Source organism: Nocardia sp. NPDC059691, assembly GCF_042733915.1.
Taxonomy (GTDB): Bacteria; Actinomycetota; Actinomycetes; order Mycobacteriales; family Mycobacteriaceae; genus Nocardia; species Nocardia sichangensis.
In genome coordinates, this window is record NZ_JBHWFB010000011.1 from 154,024 (window position 1) to 173,677 (window position 19,654).

7 protein-coding genes are annotated in these 19,654 nt (G+C 69.1%); 1 reads left to right on the forward strand and 6 read right to left on the reverse strand.

Annotation, left to right across the window (positions count from 1 at the left end; genetic code table 11):
- Positions 1-1,153: 1,153 nt before the first annotated feature.
- The 5 genes from ACFV2O_RS24120 to ACFV2O_RS24140 all read right to left on the reverse strand — a co-directional run bounded on the left by ACFV2O_RS24120 (position 1,154) and on the right by ACFV2O_RS24140 (position 9,205).
- Positions 1,154-3,970 carry a cation-translocating P-type ATPase gene (locus tag ACFV2O_RS24120; RefSeq protein ID WP_379253754.1) on the reverse strand — a complete coding sequence of 939 codons (2,817 nt, stop codon included), beginning with the start codon at positions 3,968-3,970 and terminating at the stop codon, positions 1,154-1,156.
- A gap of 213 nt (positions 3,971-4,183) precedes the next feature.
- Positions 4,184-5,086, reverse strand: a complete 903-nt coding sequence (locus tag ACFV2O_RS24125) for a universal stress protein (RefSeq protein WP_379253755.1) — start codon at positions 5,084-5,086, stop codon at positions 4,184-4,186.
- A gap of 156 nt (positions 5,087-5,242) precedes the next feature.
- Positions 5,243-6,883: an MFS transporter gene (locus ACFV2O_RS24130; RefSeq protein WP_379253756.1), complete on the reverse strand. Its 1,641-nt coding sequence runs from the start codon at positions 6,881-6,883 to the stop codon at positions 5,243-5,245.
- Between the two features lie 314 nt (positions 6,884-7,197).
- Positions 7,198-7,650: a pyridoxamine 5'-phosphate oxidase family protein gene (locus ACFV2O_RS24135; RefSeq protein ID WP_379253880.1), complete on the reverse strand. Its 453-nt coding sequence runs from the start codon at positions 7,648-7,650 to the stop codon at positions 7,198-7,200.
- 187 nt (positions 7,651-7,837) lie between these two features.
- Entirely contained in the window at positions 7,838-9,205 is a 1,368-nt protein-coding gene (locus ACFV2O_RS24140) for a wax ester/triacylglycerol synthase family O-acyltransferase (RefSeq protein WP_379253757.1), read from the reverse strand.
- A 189-nt stretch (positions 9,206-9,394) separates the two neighbouring features.
- Here ACFV2O_RS24140 and ACFV2O_RS24145 point away from each other — a divergent pair, with 189 nt between their 5' ends.
- Positions 9,395-10,531, forward strand: a complete 1,137-nt coding sequence (locus tag ACFV2O_RS24145; protein ID WP_379253758.1) for an NAD(P)/FAD-dependent oxidoreductase — start codon at positions 9,395-9,397, stop codon at positions 10,529-10,531.
- Here the strand turns inward: ACFV2O_RS24145 and ACFV2O_RS24150 are convergent.
- On the reverse strand, positions 10,521-19,628 hold the full coding sequence (locus ACFV2O_RS24150) for an amino acid adenylation domain-containing protein (protein WP_379253759.1): 9,108 nt from the start codon (positions 19,626-19,628) through the stop codon (positions 10,521-10,523). The genes ACFV2O_RS24145 and ACFV2O_RS24150 overlap by 11 nt on opposite strands.
- Positions 19,629-19,654 lie beyond the last annotated feature (26 nt).

Sequence of the window (19,654 nt, forward strand, 5' to 3'; positions counted from 1 at the left end):
ACGCAGCTCACCGCGTCCGAAATCTGGCTTATATATGCACTTGGTCTGCTGAGAAGCGGCGTACCCCTGCTGTTCGCCGCGTCGTTCAGGTTTCGCGTGTAGCTCGATCAGCCGGTTCCCGGCATCCGAATCGGACACCATTGTGGCCGCTACGGCGGCTCCCACACCTCCTGTTTGTCGGCATTTCCAGTCGTCTCAAAATCTGAAAACAGAACTTTTGAATCTGCGGTGGAGCATCGACACTCTGGTGGGACAAGCTATCTGACAGCAGCCTGGCTGAGTCTAGTCGTATCAAACCTCTCGGCCCCGCACGGAAGCCGGTGTTTCGGATCCCGATTCCAGCGCCGCGGACCCGTGGCACATCTCGCACGGCGCCGCTACTCCGATCGCGCATCCCCGGAGAAGATCCTGGTTCCGAGGCAAGTAACCGAGGAGAGACACCTGCGATCGGGCATCGTACATGCCGGGTCAGGGGCGGAATCAAGCCGGTACGTCCGCGACCGGCCAGACGGCCGAGCGAGGGGCCGCAGGACCTCCCCGCCCACACCTTCGATCGACAATGAATTACCGGTCGACAGTTATAGCAATAAACTGGCAATCTCGGTTCCCTTTACCAATAGACACCCACTTCCATCAATCGTCGCAACGCCCCGACAATTCCATACGAGTGCCCATTCATCGACCCCGAAACAATCTGCATCGGGTACCGTCTCGCACCACATACTTCCGTTCGGCAGGGCGCTCATATCAGGCGATGAATTGTTTCCACGCTTCCGTGTGCGCCGAAGATCGCTGCCGGAAAGCGGTGGTTCCCGAGAGAAGTCCAGCGCCCACCACGCTTTCACGCACGGCCGGACGGCGGTCGATCAGCGCTCACGACGGACATCGTCCCGGTCAGGCCGCGGATTCGAACGGCCGATAGCAGGCCGGGCAGGCACCGGCGACCGGCGACCATGCCGGGGCAATCGGCACGACGGCCGCGCCGGACGCAGACCGGCACAACGCTGAAGACATTTTGCCCGCAAGGGAATCGGGGCTGCGCCGCAGCCGTGTGCTGGTCCACCGGATACGGCCGCAAAAATTCTTCGTAGGAGAGTTCGGCAAATCGGCGTGGTGTCCCCTGCCGCACGCCAGGACCCGGGCGTATGGACAATCACCGGGACGACGCGACGTCCGGCAGCACCGCTCGCTCACTCGCCCGTCCCGGACCGACCGCCGTTATTGTGGGGATCGGCGCGGGCGCGCCGGATCGGCGCCGACGTCGCACCGCCTTCTCTGCTTCGATGACGATCGGGACCACGAGCGACCAGCCCAGGCAGGCCAGCCACTGACCACCCGTCAGCGACCTCGTCATCAGCAGATCCTGCAGGAACCCGATCTCGACCGCGAACACGGTGACCACGACCGGAATCGACAGGATCTTCACCGCGCCGAGAACCGGTGCGGTGACGCCGGACTCCGGGTCGCGGCGCATGACCAGGCCGCTCAGGATGGAACCGAACGACAGCACCACGAACGCCATGGTCATCGGGACACTCGCCGTAGTCGTGCTCATCTCCCCCGGCGCGAGGAGCATCGCGGCGAGCGTCACGGCCAGTTGCACAGCACCGTAGGCCAGCCACTGCACGAACGAATTCCGGTTCGCGATCGGCTTCGCCGGGTCGCGGGGCGGCTTGTTCATCAGGTCCGGCGGCGGCGGATCGAGCATGATCACGGCGACCGGGAACAGGGTGATGAAGAAGTGCTGGAACAGCACCATGAGCGGGGTCAGCGCGACCCCGTCGTTGATGTCGAAGACGCTGGCGACGAGGAACAGCGCCACCAGCGCGAACAGCTTGGACATCTGATAGCGGATATAGGACACGATCTTGTCGTAGATGCCGCGCCCCAGCCGGATCGCGGTGATCAGGGTCCCGAAGTTGTCGTCGGTGAGCACCATCTTGCCCGCCTGCTTGGTGACTTCGCTGCCCGATCCCATCGCCACGCCGATATCGGCCTTCTTCAGGGCGGCGGCGTCGTTGACCGCGTCGCCGGTCATGGCCACCACGTCACCGCCGCGCTGCATCAGGTCGGCCAGCCGCAGTTTGTCCTGCGGGGTGACCCGCCCGAACACGTGCAGATTCGGCAAGGCCGCCGACAACTGCTCGTCGGTCATCGCCTGGAGTTCGCCGCCGCCGATCGCACCGGGCCCGAGGCCGAGTTCGGCGCCGATCGCGGACGCGGTGATCGCGTGATCTCCGGTGATCATGCGGACCTCGATGCCGGCCGCCCGCGCGGTGCGCACCGCCTCGATCGCCTCGCGCCGCAGCGGATCGATGATCCCGACCATGCCGACGAAGGTGAGTTCCCCGACGAAGGACATCGGGTCGGCAACGGCGGCTTCCTCCTGCTCGTCGAGCAAGCGTGCGGCGAAGGCCAGCACGCGCAACCCCTTCTCCGACATGGCGCGATTCGCGGCCGCGATCTCGTGCCGCATGTCGTCGATCGGCACGGCTCGCCTGCCCGGACGGTACGCGGTCGCGCACCGGTCCAGGACGACGTCGGGCCCGCCTTTGACCAATTCGACGAACCGGGTGCTCCCGTCGACTTCCAGGTGGTGGAACGTCGCCATGAATTTGTAGGCCGAATCGAACGGCACTTCGGCGACCCGGGGGTAGGTTCGGCGGGTCAGGGGTGCGTCGACGCCGAGCTTGGCCGCCAGCACCACCAGCGCCGCCTCGGTCGGATCGCCCACGACCTCCCCGCTGTCGGCGACGGTGGCGTCGCTGTCCAGGCACAGCCCGTAGGCCAGCAGGGTGAAGTCCGGCGCCGCCTGCCCGGCGGCGTGGGTGATCGCCCCGGACTTGTCGTACCCCTGGCCCTCGACGGTGTACCACCGGCCGTGGAAGTACAGCGACCGCACCGTCATCTGGTTCATCGTCAGCGTGCCGGTCTTGTCGGAGTTGATGGCGCTCGTCGCGCCGAGTGTCTCGACATCGGTGAGGTTCTTGACGACGGCCTTGGCCTCGGCCAGCCGGCGCGCCCCGTAGGCCAGCATCGCCTGCACGAATGTGGGCAAGCCGGTCGGGATCGCCGACACGCCCATCGAGATCCCGAGCAACAGCACCGCCGTGATGCTCTGTCCGCGAATCGCCCCGATGATCACGATGATCGCCACCGCCGTCCAGGCGACCGCGCCCAGCACCTTCGTCAGCGCATCCAGCTCCCGTTGCAACGGCGACTTGCTCGGGGCGACCGCCGAGAGCATCGACGCGATCCGGCCCATCTCGGTGTCCGAGCCGGTCTCGGTGACCACCATGGCGGCGGTGCCGCGCGTCACCGACGTGCTCTGGAAGACCATGTCGGCCCGGTCGCCCAGGGCGACGTCGGCGGCGCCGAGCGTGTGGGCGTCCTTGGCGACGGGCGCGCTCTCCCCCGTCAGCGCCGCTTCCTGGGTCTCGAGGGTGGTGGATTTCAACAGTCTGCCGTCCGCGGGGACGATGTCGCCTGCCTCCAGTTCGACGATGTCGCCCGGCACGAGCTCGGTCGCGGCACAGCGCGTCAGCGACCCGTCGCGCACAACCCGCGCCTGCGGCGTCTGCATCCTCGCCAGCGCGTCGACGCTGGCCCGCGCCTTGACCTCCTGCTGGGTACCCAGCACGACATTGAGCCCGACCAGCACCCCGACCACGATCGCCGTCGGAATCTCGCCGATGATCACACTGACCACCGTGACCACCAGCAGCATCAGGTTCATCGGATCCTTCGACTGCAGCAACGCCATCGCCCAGACCGACGGCGCGGGTTCCGCGGCGAGCTCGTTGGGCCCGTATCGCTTTCGCCGTTCCTCGACGTCGAGTGCGGTCAGGCCGGACTGCCGGTCCGAGCCGAGAGCCGCCAGCACCGCGTCCGCGTCCTGCGCGTACCAGACCGGTCGCCTCTCCGAGTCGGCCTGACGTACGCGGTCCCGCGCTGATTCCGTCGTTGCCATGTCCCGCTGGTCCTTTCTCGGCTGGGACCGCATGGCAGGTTCTCCAGCGCCCGATCCGGACGTGAGCGGGCACGAGGCCCCGATCGCCATGATGTCGCAGTGAGATATCCAGACAACCACGGGCAAGCGATGGGCACACCGGATTGACCCAACAGAGACAGCACCGCGACCGACACGCGGTCAGTGCTGGTCATCGCGGCTCGCAAACGACCTTCACCGCGTTCGAACGACGATCAAAGGCACCTCCACCGAGTGCAGCAGGGTGTTGCTCGTCGAGCCCAGCAGCATGCTGGCGAACCCTCCTCTGCCGTGACTGCCGACCACAACCAACTGTGCGTTCGCCGACTCGTCCAGCAACGATCGTCCCGGCCGGCCCGCCGTGACGACGCGACGTACCGCGACGTCCGGGTAGCGATCGGCCCAACCGGCCAGACTCTCGGCCAGCACCGCCTCCGCCGACTCGCGCGCGCCATCCCAGCCGCGGACCGGTGCGTCCAGACCGCTGGTGTCGCTCCACGCGTGCAGCGCGACCACGTCGACCTTTCGGCGCGACGCCTCCTCGAAGGCCAGTTCGACGGCGGCCACACTGTTGTCGGTCCCATCGACGCCCACCAGCACGGGCTGCCGGGCCGACACGGCGTCGATCGCCGCGATGCCATGGATCACCGCGACCGGGCACCGCGCGTGATGGGTGGCCGCGGTGCTCACCGAGCCGAGCAGCCCCCGCTGGAACGCACCCATCCCGCGACTGCCCACCACCAGCATCCACGCTCGCGCGGACCTTTCGATGAGCATGGGAATGATCAGTTCGAAAGTCACCTCGGTGGTGATGGCGGGTTCGGCGCCCGGCACTGCCGTGCGCGCCACCCGCGCCGCCTCCGTGAGGATGCGCTCGCCGTCGTCGCGCAACCACTCCAGATCGGCTTCTCCGAGCGACATCTCGGGGCCGAAACCGGTCTGGATCGCCATCGAAGTGACGATGTGCAGCGCGCGGTGATGCAGCGCGGCTTCGACCGCTGCCCAAGCGACCGCCTGGTACGAGCTGGCCGAGCCGTCGACGGCCGCCAAGACGGGAAAGTCGAGATTCGTTTCGCGCGAGGCGCTTTCGGTAGTCATGAAGATTCCCTCCGTCGAGAGCGGCGCCGCAGGCGTCCCATCGGCCGTCCACGCCGCCGCTGCCATCGGCATCGAGCATCTCGCGTCCCCCACGAAGTCGGCAGAGACGAAGGTCATTCACCGGGCGGGCCGTCGGACCTCTGCCGGAGGCTGCTTTTACGATTCGTCGGTCTCGGCCGGGTCATCCCGGCTCCGCGCGGCCGGTCGCCGTGGCAACCTGCCGGTGGCGAACAGCGGCGCGATGGCGAGCAGGGCAGTCACGGCCAACGCCACCCGCAAGGCTTCCAGCCGCGCCTCGGAGTTGACGGATATGACGGCGTCCGCGGTGGACTGCTGCACTCCGGCGGCATGGAGGGCATCCTCGAGTTGGGTGTTGGACAGGAACGGCACGCCGCCCGCGAGTTCGGTGGTCGCCCGCTGCTGCACCGACGCGGGAACCGCGGGATCGTTTTCGATGCCCGCGACGACCGACGAGGTCAGGGTCGCGATCAGCACCGAGCCGATCAAGGCGGTGCCGAGCGATGCGCCGAGATTGGTCACGGTGTTCTGCAGCCCGCCGACCGCGCCGCTCTGCGCATCGGGCACCGACGAGACGGTGACCGCCCCCAACTGCGAGGCCAGAGCGCCCAGTCCGAGTCCCATCAGCAGCATCGGAATCGAGACCACCCCGGCGTTCGCTGCGGGGTCCATACCGGCGACCAGAATCAGGATGCCGGTGATCATCGAGCCCAGCCCCAGCCGTACCACCCGTCGCGGGTTCGCCCGCGGCCGGAACTTCGGAATCGCCGTCGCCGCCAGAACCAGCGCCACCGACAGCGGCAGGATCCGCACGCCCGTTTCCACGGCGCTGAGTTCGAGCACCACCGACAGGAACAGCGGAACCGCGAAGAACACCCCCGCCTGCACCGTGAACTGAGCGAAGAACATGCTCAGGCCGCCGGTGAGCTGCCGATTACGCAGCAATCCCGGATCCACCAGCGGCTCCCGGCCCGTGTCGACCAGATGGGTCTGCCACCGCAGGAACAGGTACGAGACCAGCAGTCCGGCGATCAGCAGCCAGATGACCGGGGAGAGCCCGAGCACGGCGGGACCGCCCGGCTTCACCCGCACCCAGCCCCACGTGCTCGACCGCAGGACGCCGAAGACGACCATGCCGAGCCCGGCCACCGATAGCAGCGAGCCCACCAGATCGAGCCGTACCTGCTCCGCGGGGGCGTCCTCGATCCTGCGGAGCACCAGCAGGATCAGTACGACGATGACGACCTCGCCGAAGAACACGTACCGCCAGGACGCGTATGTCGTCACCGCGCCGCCGAGCAGCGGCCCCACCGCGACCGCCATCGCGCCGGCCGCCGCCACCAATCCATAGGCCGCCGCGCGGCGTTCCGGGGCGTAGTTCGCAGCGACCAGGGACACGATCGCGGGCATGATCAGAGCCGCTCCGATCCCCTCGAGCAGCGACCAACCCAACAGCAGAACCGGCAGATTCGGCGCCAGGCCGGTGGTGCAGGAACCGGCGCCGTAGATCACCAGCCCGAGGCCGAACGCCCGGCGACGGCCCACGATGGAGCCCACCTTCCCGCCGGTCAGCATCAGCGTCGCCATCACCAACGTGTAGAGGGTGATCGCGGTTTGGATTCCGGTGATCGTCGTACCGACGTCCTGGGCCACGGTCGCCATCGACACGTTCATCACCGAGCTGTCGAGCGTCATCAGGAATTGGCCCGCGGCCAGTACACCCAGTACCAGAACGGAATTCGGCCTGGCCTGCGATACCGAAGAACTCTCGATGCTCATGTCTCGGTTCCGTCCCGGTCTCGGCCGAGAGCCGGGGCCCGAGCCACTCGGCTACGGCGGCGGTCGCCGTGCCGGAACCGAGCAGCGCCCTGGCGTCGGCGATCTGTCGGCGGGCGACTTGCCGGGCCACCTGCCTGGTTTTCTGGTCCGGTGGCCGAATCGGCCACGCGCCCCCGCCGTCGGACGACCGCCGACGGTCGGAAGGGAACGCCGCAACATCCACCTCATTTGATCACAGACGTCCACCGCGGACCCGCAATTGCTCGCGGTGACCGGCTTCGGGTCACCGACCCGTTGCGCTTCGCTACGGCGACCTATCCCTGCTCGCCGAGCAGTCTGACACCCGTCACGATCGTGGGTTCGATAGCGATGACGGTGTCCATGAGCCCATCGGCCCACGGGCGCAGCAGCCCCGTATAGCGCGCGATCCGTTCGGGGTCGGTGACCGTACGCGCGAGACCGGTCACGACGACCGACCAGCCCACATGGCGCACCGCGTCGATGTCGTCGGCCTCGTACGCCACGACGACGGACGGATCGGCACGGACGGTGTCGGTGAGCCGTGAGGTGACCCGGGTACGCACGATGACCACACCGCCGTCGACGAAATGGTTGACCGGGCGAATCGCGGGCAGTGCGTCGCGAGTGAACACCACGCGTCCGTAGGCGACGCCGGCCAGCAGCCGCAGCGCCTCCTCGCGGTCGATCTCGACCATCGTGCGGCCCGCTACGCCGTGGTCCGCGACACGGCCGTTCGAGGCGATCATGATCTCGGGCCGGGGCACATCGCGCGTGCATCCACCTGGCAACAACCTCGCTCTCCGGTCTTCACTCGACACCACGGCCTCCCATATCATCACCGAGTCCTACTGCCGGACAGGGCAGAAAGTCCCCGATCCGTCCTCTTCGCGCAGCCGGTCCCGGCGGCTCGGGCCGCACCGCCGTGAAGGCGCGTCACGGTCGGATCTCCTCGGGCCGGGACGGTCGCCGGATCCCGGCCCGCTCCCACAGCCGCCGGATCTCCCGCTCGATGCCTTCGGCGAGCACGGCGATATCGGGAGCGGTGTCATAGTCTCCGGTGATGCCGAAGGTCAGGTGGCCCGCGTAACTGAGGACCGCGACCGCCGTGCGCAACCGCATGGCGATCGGCATGGCAGGCAGAAGTTCCGACACCACACGCCCGCGCACGGTCAGCTGTTCACGCGGGCCGGGCACATTCGTCACCAGCGCCCCCACGGTTCGTTGCGGAAACCGTGCCAGCAGACGAAGACTCCATGCCAGGGGCGCGAACGGCACCAGGCCCGCCAGCGCGAGCACCGATTTCTCCGCCTGCGCTTCGCCTCCCGACTTGTGCCGGTTCATCCGTTCCCGGATCGCCCTCAGCCGCTCCACCGGGTCGGCGACCTCGATCGGCAGGAACGGCAGCACCGCCGAAACTCGGTTGTCCAGTGTGTATTTCGCTTGTTCGGAGCGCATGGAGATCGGGACGAGAATACGCAGTTTGTCCGGAGACGGCCGTTCGTCGCGGCCGACCAACAGTTCACGATAAGCGGCGGCGACCACGGCCAGGACGACATCGTTGACCGTGACGCCGAACACCGCGCCGATCTCATGGACATCCGACAGGGCGGCCCGGGCCACGACATACCGGCGCTGGCGTCCGATGGGACCGTTCAGCGAGCACTCGGTGGCCGGCGACACGACGGCGGACAGCAGCGGCGCCAGACCGCGCGTCATGGCGACCACCGACCGCGGCACGACGACAGGTAGCCGCGACAGTTCTCGAACCAGATCCGGCCGGCGCACCTCGGTACGGCTCGGTGGCTCGGTCACCGGATCGTTCGGCTCCTCGGCCACGGCATCGCAGAAACTTCGGAACACCGAGATGCCGGATACGCCGTCCACCAGACTGTGATGCGCTTTGACCAGCAGTGCCCAGCGGTCCGCCGCGAGGTGTTCGACGACGACGCACTGCCACAGCGGATGGTCGCGATCGAGTCGCTCCTCGAGTTCCGTCGCCACCAATTCGCACAACGCGGCCTCATCACCCGGCGCGGGCAGTGCGGTCCACCGAATATGGTGTGCGAGATCGAAATTGGGGTCGTCCTCCCACACCGGCGTGGCCAGGTCGAGCGGCGCCCGCCGCACCTTCTGGCGCAAGCGCGCGTTCCGCCGCACGCCCTTGGCGACTACGCCGCTCAGCTCGGACCTGCTCGGTGGGGCACCGGAGATGATCGCCACCGCGCCGATGCCGAGACTGATATGCCGGTCGGAGTCCTCCAGTTCCATGAAGCCGGAATCGAGGGGTCGTAGTTCTGTCATGGGGATGCTCATTCGAGTCGCTTCGTCTCTCCAGCATCGCGCGAAGCGTCGGTTCAGATGATGGCCGAAGGTCACCGAACGCAGGGCACTCCGGCCACGGCGCGCCACTTCGCCGGACCGGGACTCGGCCGTCGGCAGGCTTGGAAGCAACCCTCGACTCGGCGGCGTCACCAGGGGAAGAATCGGCGTATGCGAACCGTACTCATTCTCGGTGCGGGGTTCGGAGGGCTGGAGCTGGCCACCCGTCTGTCGGGTTCGCCGGCCGACGAACTCCGTGTCGTCATCATCGACCGAAACGACTCCTTCACCTTCGGCTTCGCCAAACTGGACATTCTGTTCCGTGACCTGCCCCCGGAGACAGCGCGGGTGCCGTATTCCCGCTTCAGCCATCCGCGCGTCGAATTCCGGCAGGAGGAGGTCACCGAGATCGATCCGAGAGCACGCCGCGTCCGCACCGACCAGGCGGTGTACGACCCCGACATCCTCGTCGTCGCGCTGGGCGCCGACTACGATCCCGGCGCTACCCCCGGCTTCGTCGAGGACGGCTACGAGTACTACTCGATCGACGGCGCCCGCCGATTGCGCGAACGCCTGGCGGGTTTCGACGGCGGAGCCGTCGTCCTCGCGGTGCTGAGCATCCCGTTCAAGTGCCCGCCCGCGCCCTACGAAGGCGCGATGCTCCTGCACGAAGCGCTCACCAGGCGCGGGATCCGGAACCGCACCCACATGCAGTTCTTCACCCCCATGGACGCACCGATTCCGGTGTCCGCGCAAACCTCCGCCGCCATCGTCGAAGCGCTGGCGCGGCGTGGCATCGCCTATTCGCCGGGGCGCCGGGTGCACGCGCTCGACCCGGACCGCCACATCGCGGTCACCAGGACCGGCGAGGTGCCCTACGACCTGTTCATCGGAATCCCGAAGCACCGGGTTCCCGCGGTCGTCGAGGCGTCGGGGCTCACCGAGGGCGGGAACGACGGCTGGATCGCCGTGGACCCGCACACCCTCGAGACGCCGTTTCCTGGCGTCTACGCCCTCGGCGACTGCGCCGACGCGCCGGTCCCGCGGGCGGGCGTGTTCGCCGAGGACGCCGCTCGTACGGTCGCCGCTGGCATCGAGGCCGGGTTCGGCGGCTCGGCGCCGCAGGCACAGTATCGCGGGCGGGGCACCTGCCATATCGAGTTCGGCGGCGGGCTGGTCGGCAAGGTCGAGGCCGATTTCCTCTCCGGTCCCGCGCCGGTCGCACCGTTCAGCGTGCCCTCGGTGGAACTCGCCCGGGAGAAGGCCGCCGCCGCCGATGCCCGGCTGCACCGCTGGTTCACCGGCTGACCGAGTCCTCACCGCCCGGCTCGCCCGCTCGCCACGCGCGGGTCAGCACCGCGGCGATCTCGGCCAGGCCGGACGCGACGGTCATTCGCCAGTGCGTCGTCGACACGGGATGGTTGTGCACGCGGCCGTCGACGACCTCGCTCCAGATCGACGCGCCGACACAGCCGGTCGGATCGTCGAGCGCGGCGGTGAAATAGAGGACATCGCCCCGGTACACCGGCGGGACGTAGGCGCCGCGGAGCGCGACCGAGTGCACCGCCGCGTCCAGGATCCGGGTGACGCGGTCGGAGCCGAACGACGCGAACGGCTCCGGAAGTTCGGTCATCTTCTGCGGCAGCGCGGCCCAGTCCACCTCCGCGACGTTGCCGAGGTCGCCCGCCTGCTCACCCAGCAGGCCGCCGATCAACTCGGCCACCGGGACCTGGCCCGCGTCACCCGGCGGCGTGCCGGGCGGATCCGCCATGTAGCTGTCCATCACCGCGAGCAGCGCGACTCGCTCGCCTTCGCGTTGCAGCTGGACCGCCATCTCGTGCGCGATGACGCCGCCGAAGGACCAGCCGAGCAGATGGTAAGGACCGGTCGGTTGTTTCGCGCGGATCAGCTCGAGGTAGCGGCGGGCCCATTCCTCGATCGAATCCGGCATCACCTCATCGCCGGCCAGCACGGGCGTTTGCAGGCCGTAGAGCGGCCGTTCCGGGTCGAGGTAGGCGGCGAGGCCCGCATACGACCAGGAGATGCCCGACACGGGATGCACACAGAACAGCGGCGCGGCCGAACCGCCGGGACGCAGCGGCAGCAGCATGTCGAAGGCCGCCTCGGTCCGGACTTCGCCGCTCGCCCGGCGGGCCAGGTCGGCGACCAGTTCCGCGGGTGTGGGCGCGGTGAACACCCGCATCACCGGAATCCGGGCGCCCAGCGCGGACGACAGCCGCAGAGTCAGCTTCGCGGCGAGCAGTGAGTTGCCGCCGTGCTCGAAGAAGTTGTCGTCCATGCCGAAGCGCTCGGCGCCGAGCACCGCGGCGAAGGCGGCCGCGACGGTCGCCTCCACGGGAGTGACAGCAGCGCGGAACTCGCGCGCGCGGAACGCCGGCGCGGGCAACGCCCGCTTGTCGAGCTTGCCGTTGGGGGTCAACGGGATGGCGTCGATCACCACGATCGCGGCGGGCACCATGTAGCCGGTCAGGTGTTCGGCCACCTGTTCGCGCAACTCGGCCGGGTCCGGCCGCGCCCCCGGTTCGGGCAGGACATAGCCCACGAGCTGGTCACCGAGCGTCGGATCGGTCCGGACCAGCGCGACGGCCTGACGCACGCCGGAACACCGCACCAGCGCCGATTCGATCTCCCCGAGTTCGATCCGGAACCCGCGCAACTGCACCTGCTGGTCGCCGCGACCGGAGTAGGCGAGGCCGGCGTCGCCGCCGAACCGATTCCAGCGCGCGAGGTCACCCGAGCGGTACATCCGCGATCCCGGCGGCCCGAAGGGATTCGCGACGAACCGCGTCGCGGTGAGCCCGGGCCGCCCCACGTAGCCGCGGGAGAGCTGACCGCCCGCGACATAGATCTCACCGGGCGTACCGACCGGCGCCGGTCGCAGACGAATGTCCAGCACGTGCGTGTCCAGCCCGGGCAGCGCTCGCCCGATCAGGCTGGCCGGGCTTTCCATCAGCTCCGCGCCGACGTCCAGGAAGGAGACGTGCACGGTGGTCTCCGTGATGCCGTACATGTTGACCAGTCGCGGCGATTCCCCCGGACGACGCTCACGCCAGCGTCGCAGGTGCCGCAGATCCAGCGCCTCACCGCCGAAGATCACATACCGCAGCGCGAATTCGCCGGACGCGGCCGAGGCGTCCCGATCGGCTTCGACCAGTTGACAGAATGCCGACGGCGTCTGGTTCAGCACCGTCACCTGCTCGCGAATCAGCAACTCACGGAACAGCTCCGGTGAGCGCGAGGTCGCGTAGTCGACCACGACGACGGTGCCGCCGGTCACGAGCGCGCACCACAGCTCCCACACCGAGAAGTCGAACGCGAAGGAGTGGAACAACGTCCAGACGTCGTGCTCGCCGAATTCGAACAGCGGCCGCGCCTCGGTGAACAGTCGCACAGCATTGCGATGCGTCACGCCGACACCCTTCGGCACGCCCGTCGAACCCGACGTGTAGATGACGTAGGCGAGGTTGTCCGGCAGCAGCGGCGACGCCCGGTCGGCGTCGGTGATCGGATCGTCGGCGAACTCCGCCGTCTGCTCCAGCAACACGGTGGGCAGGTCGGTGTCCGGGATGGCGGAGCGCTCGGCGGCGGTGGTCAGCACGCACACCGGTGCCGCGTCGGCGAGCACGAACGCCAGCCGCTGCGCCGGATAGCCGAGGTCGATCGGCAGGTACGCGGCACCGGCGGCCAGCACTCCGAGCAACGCGACCGGTAGGTCCTCGGTGCGCGGGACCGCCACGGCGACCAGGGTTTCCGGGCCCGCTCCGGCGGCGATCAGCGCGCGGGCGATTCGATTCGCGCGCTTGTACAACGCGCCGAAACTCAGTGTGGCGGCACCGAACCGGACGGCCTCCGCCTCCGGCCTGCGCCGTGCTTGCTCACCGATCAGCTCGGGCAGGGTCGCCACCGTTTCGGTCCCGGCCCGCGCCTCGTGCGCGACCGCCGGGCAGTGTTCGCTCTCGTCGAGGATGTCGATGTCCCACACCCGCGCCGAGGGATCTTCGGCGACCGCGGACACGATGCGCTCGAACCGGCGCGCGAAGGCGCGGACGGTCGATTCGTCGAACAGGTCCGTGGCGTAGGTGAAGGTCACCGCCGATTCCGTCCGGCCGTCGCCGCACGCCCGCGGCTCGACGACCACTTGCACATCGAATTTGGCCGTGATCTCGCCGTTGTCGACGGCGGTGACCGTCAGATCCGGCAACGCCAGGGTGGGCTGCTCGAGGTTCTGGAACGACAGCATCACCGGGAACAGCGAGGTGCGCGCTCCGGTGCGCGCGGGATCGGTCTCCTCGACCACTCGCTCGAAAGGAACGTCCGCGTTGGCGAAGGCCGAGACGGCGACTTCACGAGAGCGCTCGACGAGATCGTGGAACCGCACGTCGGGGTCGACGTCGACGCGCAACGCCAGCGTGTTGACGAACATCCCGACCAAGTCGTCCAGCGCATGTTCGCCCCGCCCGGCCACCGGGGTCCCGATGACGACGTCCGTGGCGCCGCAGAGGCGTCCGATCAGCGTGGCGAGGGCCGCGTGCACCACCATGAACAGCGTCGCGTTGTGCTCGCGCGCGATTCCGGTCAGCCGCTCGTGTACCCGCGCCGGGATCGTGCAGCCGGTCGACGCACCGCGCGTCGAGACTGTCGACGAGCGCGGGCGATCGGCTGGCAGTTCCAGCGGTCCGGTGAGCCCGGACAGCTGCCCGCGCCAATACGACAGCTGTTGCGCCGCAACGGAATACTCGTCGTCCTCGGATCCGATCGTGCCGTGCTGCCAGATCGCGTAATCGGCGTACTGCACCGGCAGCGGCGACCAGTCCGGCGCGCCGCCGCCGAGCCTGGCCACGTAGGCGGTCACCAGGTCGCGGGCCAGCGGCGCGAGCGACGAACCGTCCGCCGAGATGTGGTGGGTCACGATGACGAGCAGATGATCTGGGCCCGAGGTGAACAGCCGCAGGCGCACGGGCGCGTCCGCGGTCACGTCGAAGCCCGCGGACATCAGCGCGTCCACCATGGCCGCGGCATCCGTGACACCGTGCTCGATCACGATGCCGTCGGGAAGGACCGCATCGGTCGGAAGGATCTCCTGATACGGCTGCCCGTCGGCGTCGACCGGGTAGCGGGTGCGCAGCACCTCGTGCCGTTCGATCACGTCGGCGAGCGCGTGGCGCAGCGCGGGCAGATCGAGAGTGCCGGTCAGCCGGACGGCGAAGGGCATGTTGTAGGCGGGCGAGTCCGGCTCGATGCGGTTGAGCAACCACATCCGCTGCTGCGCAGGCGACAGCGGGATGCGATCCGGTCGTCGCACTCGCGCCAAGGGCGCGCGAGCCACGCCCGTCCCACCGGCGACCACCCGCGCGGCGAGTGCCCACACCGCGGGCGCCTCGAACAGATCCCGCACGGTGACCCGCGATCCGAGCGCCTCGTTAACCCGTGCGACGGCCCGGGTGGCGAGCAGCGAATTGCCGCCGAGCGCGAAGAAGTCGTCGTCGATGCCCGCTCGCTCGACGCCGAGCAGTTCGGCGAACACCTGCGCGACGGCCTGTTCGGCGGGGTTGCGCGGCGCTCGGAACGCCGTGGTCTCGGTGGCGGGCTCGGGCAGCGCTTTGCGATCGAGTTTCCCGCTCGCGTTCAGCGGCAACGCCGCCAGCTCCACCAGCGCGGACGGGATCATGTACGCGGGAAGGACCGCCGACATCCCGGCAACGAGTTCGCCACGATCGATGACCTGCCCCGGACGCGCGACGACATAGGCCGCCAGCCGATCTCCCGACGGCGATGCCACCACCGCCGCGACCGCTTGGCTCACCGACGGCTGCGCGAGCAGCGCCGTCTCGATCTCACCGAGTTCGATGCGCTGGCCGCGGAATTTCACCTGGAAGTCGGTGCGCCCGAGGTATTCCAGGCGTTGCGGCTCGTCCGCGCGAGGCGCACGCCAGACCGCCAGGTCGCCGGTGCGGTACATCCTGGTTCCGCGGTCGAACGGGTTGGCGACGAAACGGTCCGCGGTCAGCGCCGCTTGCCGCACGTATCCACGGGCCAGCTGTTCGCCGGCCAGGTACAGTTCGCCCGGTACCCCGGCCGGAACGGGTCGCAGGCGCGAATCCAGCACGTATACCTGAGTATTCCACTGCGGCTGCCCGATCGGCACCGTCACACCGTCGCCCGTTCCGGCGGGCCGGTACGTCACCGAGACCGCCGCCTCGGTGGGTCCGTACAGGTTGTGCACCTGTGCGCCGGAGACCGCGCGGACCACGCGCACGGTCTCCGGCGGCAGAGCTTCCCCGATGACGAACAGATCCCGCAGTGTCGCGAGACTTTCCGCCGTCGCATGGGCGGCGAACTCGGTCAACATGGAGGGCACGAAATCGGTGACCGTCACACGGTGCGCGGCTACGGCCGCGGCGAGGTAGGCGGCGTCACGATGCCCGTCGTGGTCGGCGAGCACGAGTTTCGCGCCCGCGCGCAACGGCATCAGGTAGCCCCACAGAGAGACGTCGAAGGTCGCCGCTGTCTTCTGCAGGTATACGTCCTGCGGGCCCATGGGGTACTGGGCGAGCATCCACTCGATCTGGTTGTCGATCGCGGCGTGCGAGACCGCCACACCCTTCGGACGCCCGGTCGAACCGGACGTGAAGATCACATAGGCGGGGTGCTGCGGCAGCACCGCCCGCCTCAGTTCGTCGGAACGAATCGCAGCTCCCGAGCGCTGGTCCGCGCCGAGGGCGTCCAGGGACAGGACGGCGACATGATCGGGTACCGGGATCGCGTCGGCGGAAGTGGTGAGCACGCAGACCGGTTTCGCGACCTCGAGCACGTGCGCGATCCGCTCGGCGGGGTGATCGGGGTCGAGCGGTACGTACGCGCCACCGGCGGTGAGGATCGCGTACATGCCGACCACGAGATCCACCGACCGCCGGACCGCGAGCGCCACAAGGGTTTCCGCGCCGACGCCGTGATCGGCGAGTACCCGGGCGAGCCGGTTGACCCGCTCGTCGAACTCGCGGTAGGTCAACTGCGTATCCGCGTGGACCACCGCTATCTCGTCCGGGTGCCGGGCTACCGCACGCCGGTACCCGTCGAGCACCAGCCCCGCCGCGACCGGGTGCCGGGTGTCGTTCCACCCGGCCAGGATCGCGGCGCGCTCCGCGGAATCGAGCAAGTCGATCTCCCCGACCGCCCGATCCGCCGAATCCGCGACGGCCGCGAGGATCACGCACAGCCGCCGGGCGAATCCCGCCACCGTGGCCTCGTCGAACAGGTCGGTGGAATAGGTGAACGCGGCCGAGATGCCCAGCGGCGTCCGCTCGTCCTCGTGCGGCACCATGGTCAGCTCGAGATCGAATTTCGCCAGCGGCAGCGCGAAGTCCACCGCGGAAACCCGCAGCCCGGGCAGTTCCAGTGTCGTCGGCGCGAAGTTCTGGAAGGTCAGCATGGTCTGGAACAGCGGGTGATGCGCGCTCGACCGCACCGGGTCGAGCTCCTCCACCAGGCGTTCGAACGGCACGTCGGCGTGGCCGAAGGCCTCGATGTCCCGCCTGCGCACCTGCTCGAGCAGCTCGGTGAAGCTGTGGCCGGGGTCGATCTCGGTACGCAGCGCGAGGGTGTTGACGAACATGCCGATCAGGCCGTCCACCGTGGCCTCGCCACGACCGGCCACCGGCGCGCCGACGGTGATGTCGCGGGTGTTCGACAGCCGGGCCAGCAAGACCGTGTACGCGGCGTGCGCGACCATGAACAACGTCGCGTCGTGGCGGTGTGCCAGCCGGTCCAGTGCGGCGTGCACCGCCGCGTCGATCTTGAATTCGTGGGTGGCGCCGCGACCGGAGAACACCGCGGGGCGCGGCCGGTCGGCGGGTAGGTCCAGCCGTTCCGGCAGGTCCGCCAGCCGCTGCCGCCAGAAACCGAGCTGGCGGGCGAGCGTCGAGTCCGGATCGCTCTCGGCGCCGAGCATCTCGCGCTGCCACAACGTGTAGTCCGCGTACTGCAAGGGCAACGGCTGCCAAGCGGGAGCGTGGCCCTCGGTCCTGGCCGAGTACGCGCTCATCAGATCGGCGGTCAGCGGTCCCATCGAGGAGCCGTCGGCGGCGATGTGGTGGACCACGCCGACCAGCACGTGCTCGGACTCGCTCGAACGCAGCAGACGCAACCGGAGCGGCGGCGCGGCCGTGACATCGAAGCCCTCGACCACCGCGGCCACCGTGTGCTCGAGGACCTCGGCTTCGGCGACGTCGAGCACCGGCAGCTCGGGCACCGCGCCCGGCTCCGACAGCGCGTGCACCCGCTGGCTGCCCGTCCCGTCGCGCTCCGGATAGCTGGTCCGCAGCACCTCGTGCCGCTCGACCAGATCCCGGATCGCCGCCCGCAGCGCGTCCACGTCCAGCTGTCCGCTCAACCGCACCGCCAGTGGGATGTTGTTGCTCGCCGCGGCCGGGTCGAACCGATTGAGGAACCACATCCGGCGCTGTGCGTACGACAGCGGCACCCGGTCCGGTCGCGCCATCGGTCGCGGAGCCGGGTGGGTGACTCGAGCCAGTTCGTTCAGGCGTTCGGCCAGTTTCGCCACCACCGAGGCCTCGAACAACAGCGCGACCGGAACGCGGACGCCCAGCGTGGTACCGAGCCGCGCCGCGGCCTGCGTCGCGATCAGCGAATTGCCGCCCAGTTCGAAGAAGTCGTCGTTGGCACCGACCCGGGCGGTTTCGGAGTCGCCCGGCGGGAGGAGCAGCGCGGCGAAGACGTCGGCGACCACCTGCTCGGTCGGCGTGGCGGGCGCACGGAACTGCCTGGTGTTGAGCACCGGCTCCGGCAGCGCGGCGCGATCCAGCTTGCCGACCGGTGTCAGCGGGAGTTCGTCGAGCACTGTGATCGCGGCCGGAATCATGTATGCCGGAAGGGTTTTCGCCAGGAGATCGGCCAATTCGGCGGTGTCGAGCGCCACCCGGACGCTGCCGTCCGGGCCGGTCGCCGCTCGTGGCAGCACGTAGGAGACCAGCGCGGTGGCGCCGGACGGCAGTGTCGTGCCGAGTGTCGCGGCGTAGTCGACGTCGGGGTGGGCGGTCAGCGCGTTGTCGATCTCGCCGAGCTCGATCCGCAGCCCTCGGATCTTGACCTGGAAGTCCACCCGTCCGTGGTGTTCGAGGTGTCCCGCCCAGTCGCGCCGCACCAGATCGCCGGTGCGATACATGCGGGAGCCGGGTGCCGCAGCGAACGGATTGGCGACGAATCGGTCCGCGGTCAGCCCGGGGCGTCCGAGGTATCCCTGCGCCAGCGCCGGTCCGGACAGATACAGCTCGCCGATCACGCCGGTGGGCACCATCCGCAGCCGCGCGTCCAGCACGTGGACGCCCAGCCCCGGGACCGGAGTGCCGATATGGGTCGCGCCGCCCGCACACAGCGCCTCGGTGCCGGTGGCGAAGATGGTGGTCTCGGTGGGGCCGTAGACGATATAGAAGGACCGGGCGCCGGTCGCCCACCGTGCGGCCAGCTCGGGGCCCACACGCTCCCCGCCGCACAGGATGGCCCTGAGGTCGTCGAGCCCGGCCGGCTCGATGGATTCCAGGGCTCCCGGGGTGATGCACAGATGCGTGACCCGCTCGCGCCGCAGCAGATCGGCCAGTTCGGCGCCGCCGAACACCGTGGGCGGCGCCACGACCAGCGTCGCGCCCGCCGAGAAGGCGAGCAGCATCTCGATCACCGAGAAGTCGAAGCTCGGCGTGCACAGATGCGAGACGCGTGATGCCCGGCTCACCGCCCGGGCGGCGATCTCGTGCTCGACCAGGCCCGCGAGACCGGCATGGGTGACCGCGACGCCTTTCGGCTTGCCCGTCGAGCCGGAGGTGTAGATCAGGTAGGCGAGGTGCTGTTCGGTGAGGGGACGAAGCCGGTCCAGGTAGCAGATCGAATGGCCGGGCGCGGCGGCGACCTTCTGCCGGTGCGCTTCGGAATCGAGTTCGATCCACGTCATGCCGGGCGCGCCGAGTGCCGCGCGATGCGCCGAGGTGGTGAGGCCGACGACGGCGCCGCAGTCGGCGATCATGTGCGCGATCCGATCCGCCGGATAGGAGGGATCGACGGGCACGTAGGTGGCGCCGGTCTTCGCGACCGCCCACACCGCGAGCACCGACTCGATCGAGCGGGTGACGGCCACCGCGACGAAGTCTCCCGGCCCTACGCCGAACCCGATCAGGTAGCGGGCCCATCGCGACGACATCTCGTCCAATTCCCGGTAGCTGAGCTCACGCTGGTCCGCGGGATCGCCGGTCGGATTGTACCGGAGGGCCGCCGAGTCGAACGCCGTGTCGACCGCGGCCGTGAGCAGTTGCGGGAACAGAAGATTGCGTGCTCGTGAATGCTGGGGGCGACGTGCGGAACGGCGTGTCGGGGTCATGCGGCGGCGAGTTCACTCTCTGGTCG

Bases quoted from the DNA above. Each gene is read 5' to 3' on its own strand.
- ACFV2O_RS24120 (WP_379253754.1), bottom strand. From the start codon at position 3,970: ATGGCAACGACGGAATCAGCGCGGGACCGCGTACGTCAGGCCGACTCG.
- ACFV2O_RS24125 (WP_379253755.1), bottom strand. From the start codon at position 5,086: ATGACTACCGAAAGCGCCTCGCGCGAAACGAATCTCGACTTTCCCGTC.
- ACFV2O_RS24130 (WP_379253756.1), bottom strand. From the start codon at position 6,883: ATGAGCATCGAGAGTTCTTCGGTATCGCAGGCCAGGCCGAATTCCGTT.
- ACFV2O_RS24135 (WP_379253880.1), bottom strand. From the start codon at position 7,650: ATGATCGCCTCGAACGGCCGTGTCGCGGACCACGGCGTAGCGGGCCGC.
- ACFV2O_RS24140 (WP_379253757.1), bottom strand. From the start codon at position 9,205: ATGACAGAACTACGACCCCTCGATTCCGGCTTCATGGAACTGGAGGAC.
- ACFV2O_RS24145 (WP_379253758.1), top strand. From the start codon at position 9,395: ATGCGAACCGTACTCATTCTCGGTGCGGGGTTCGGAGGGCTGGAGCTG.
- ACFV2O_RS24150 (WP_379253759.1), bottom strand. From the start codon at position 19,628: ATGACCCCGACACGCCGTTCCGCACGTCGCCCCCAGCATTCACGAGCA.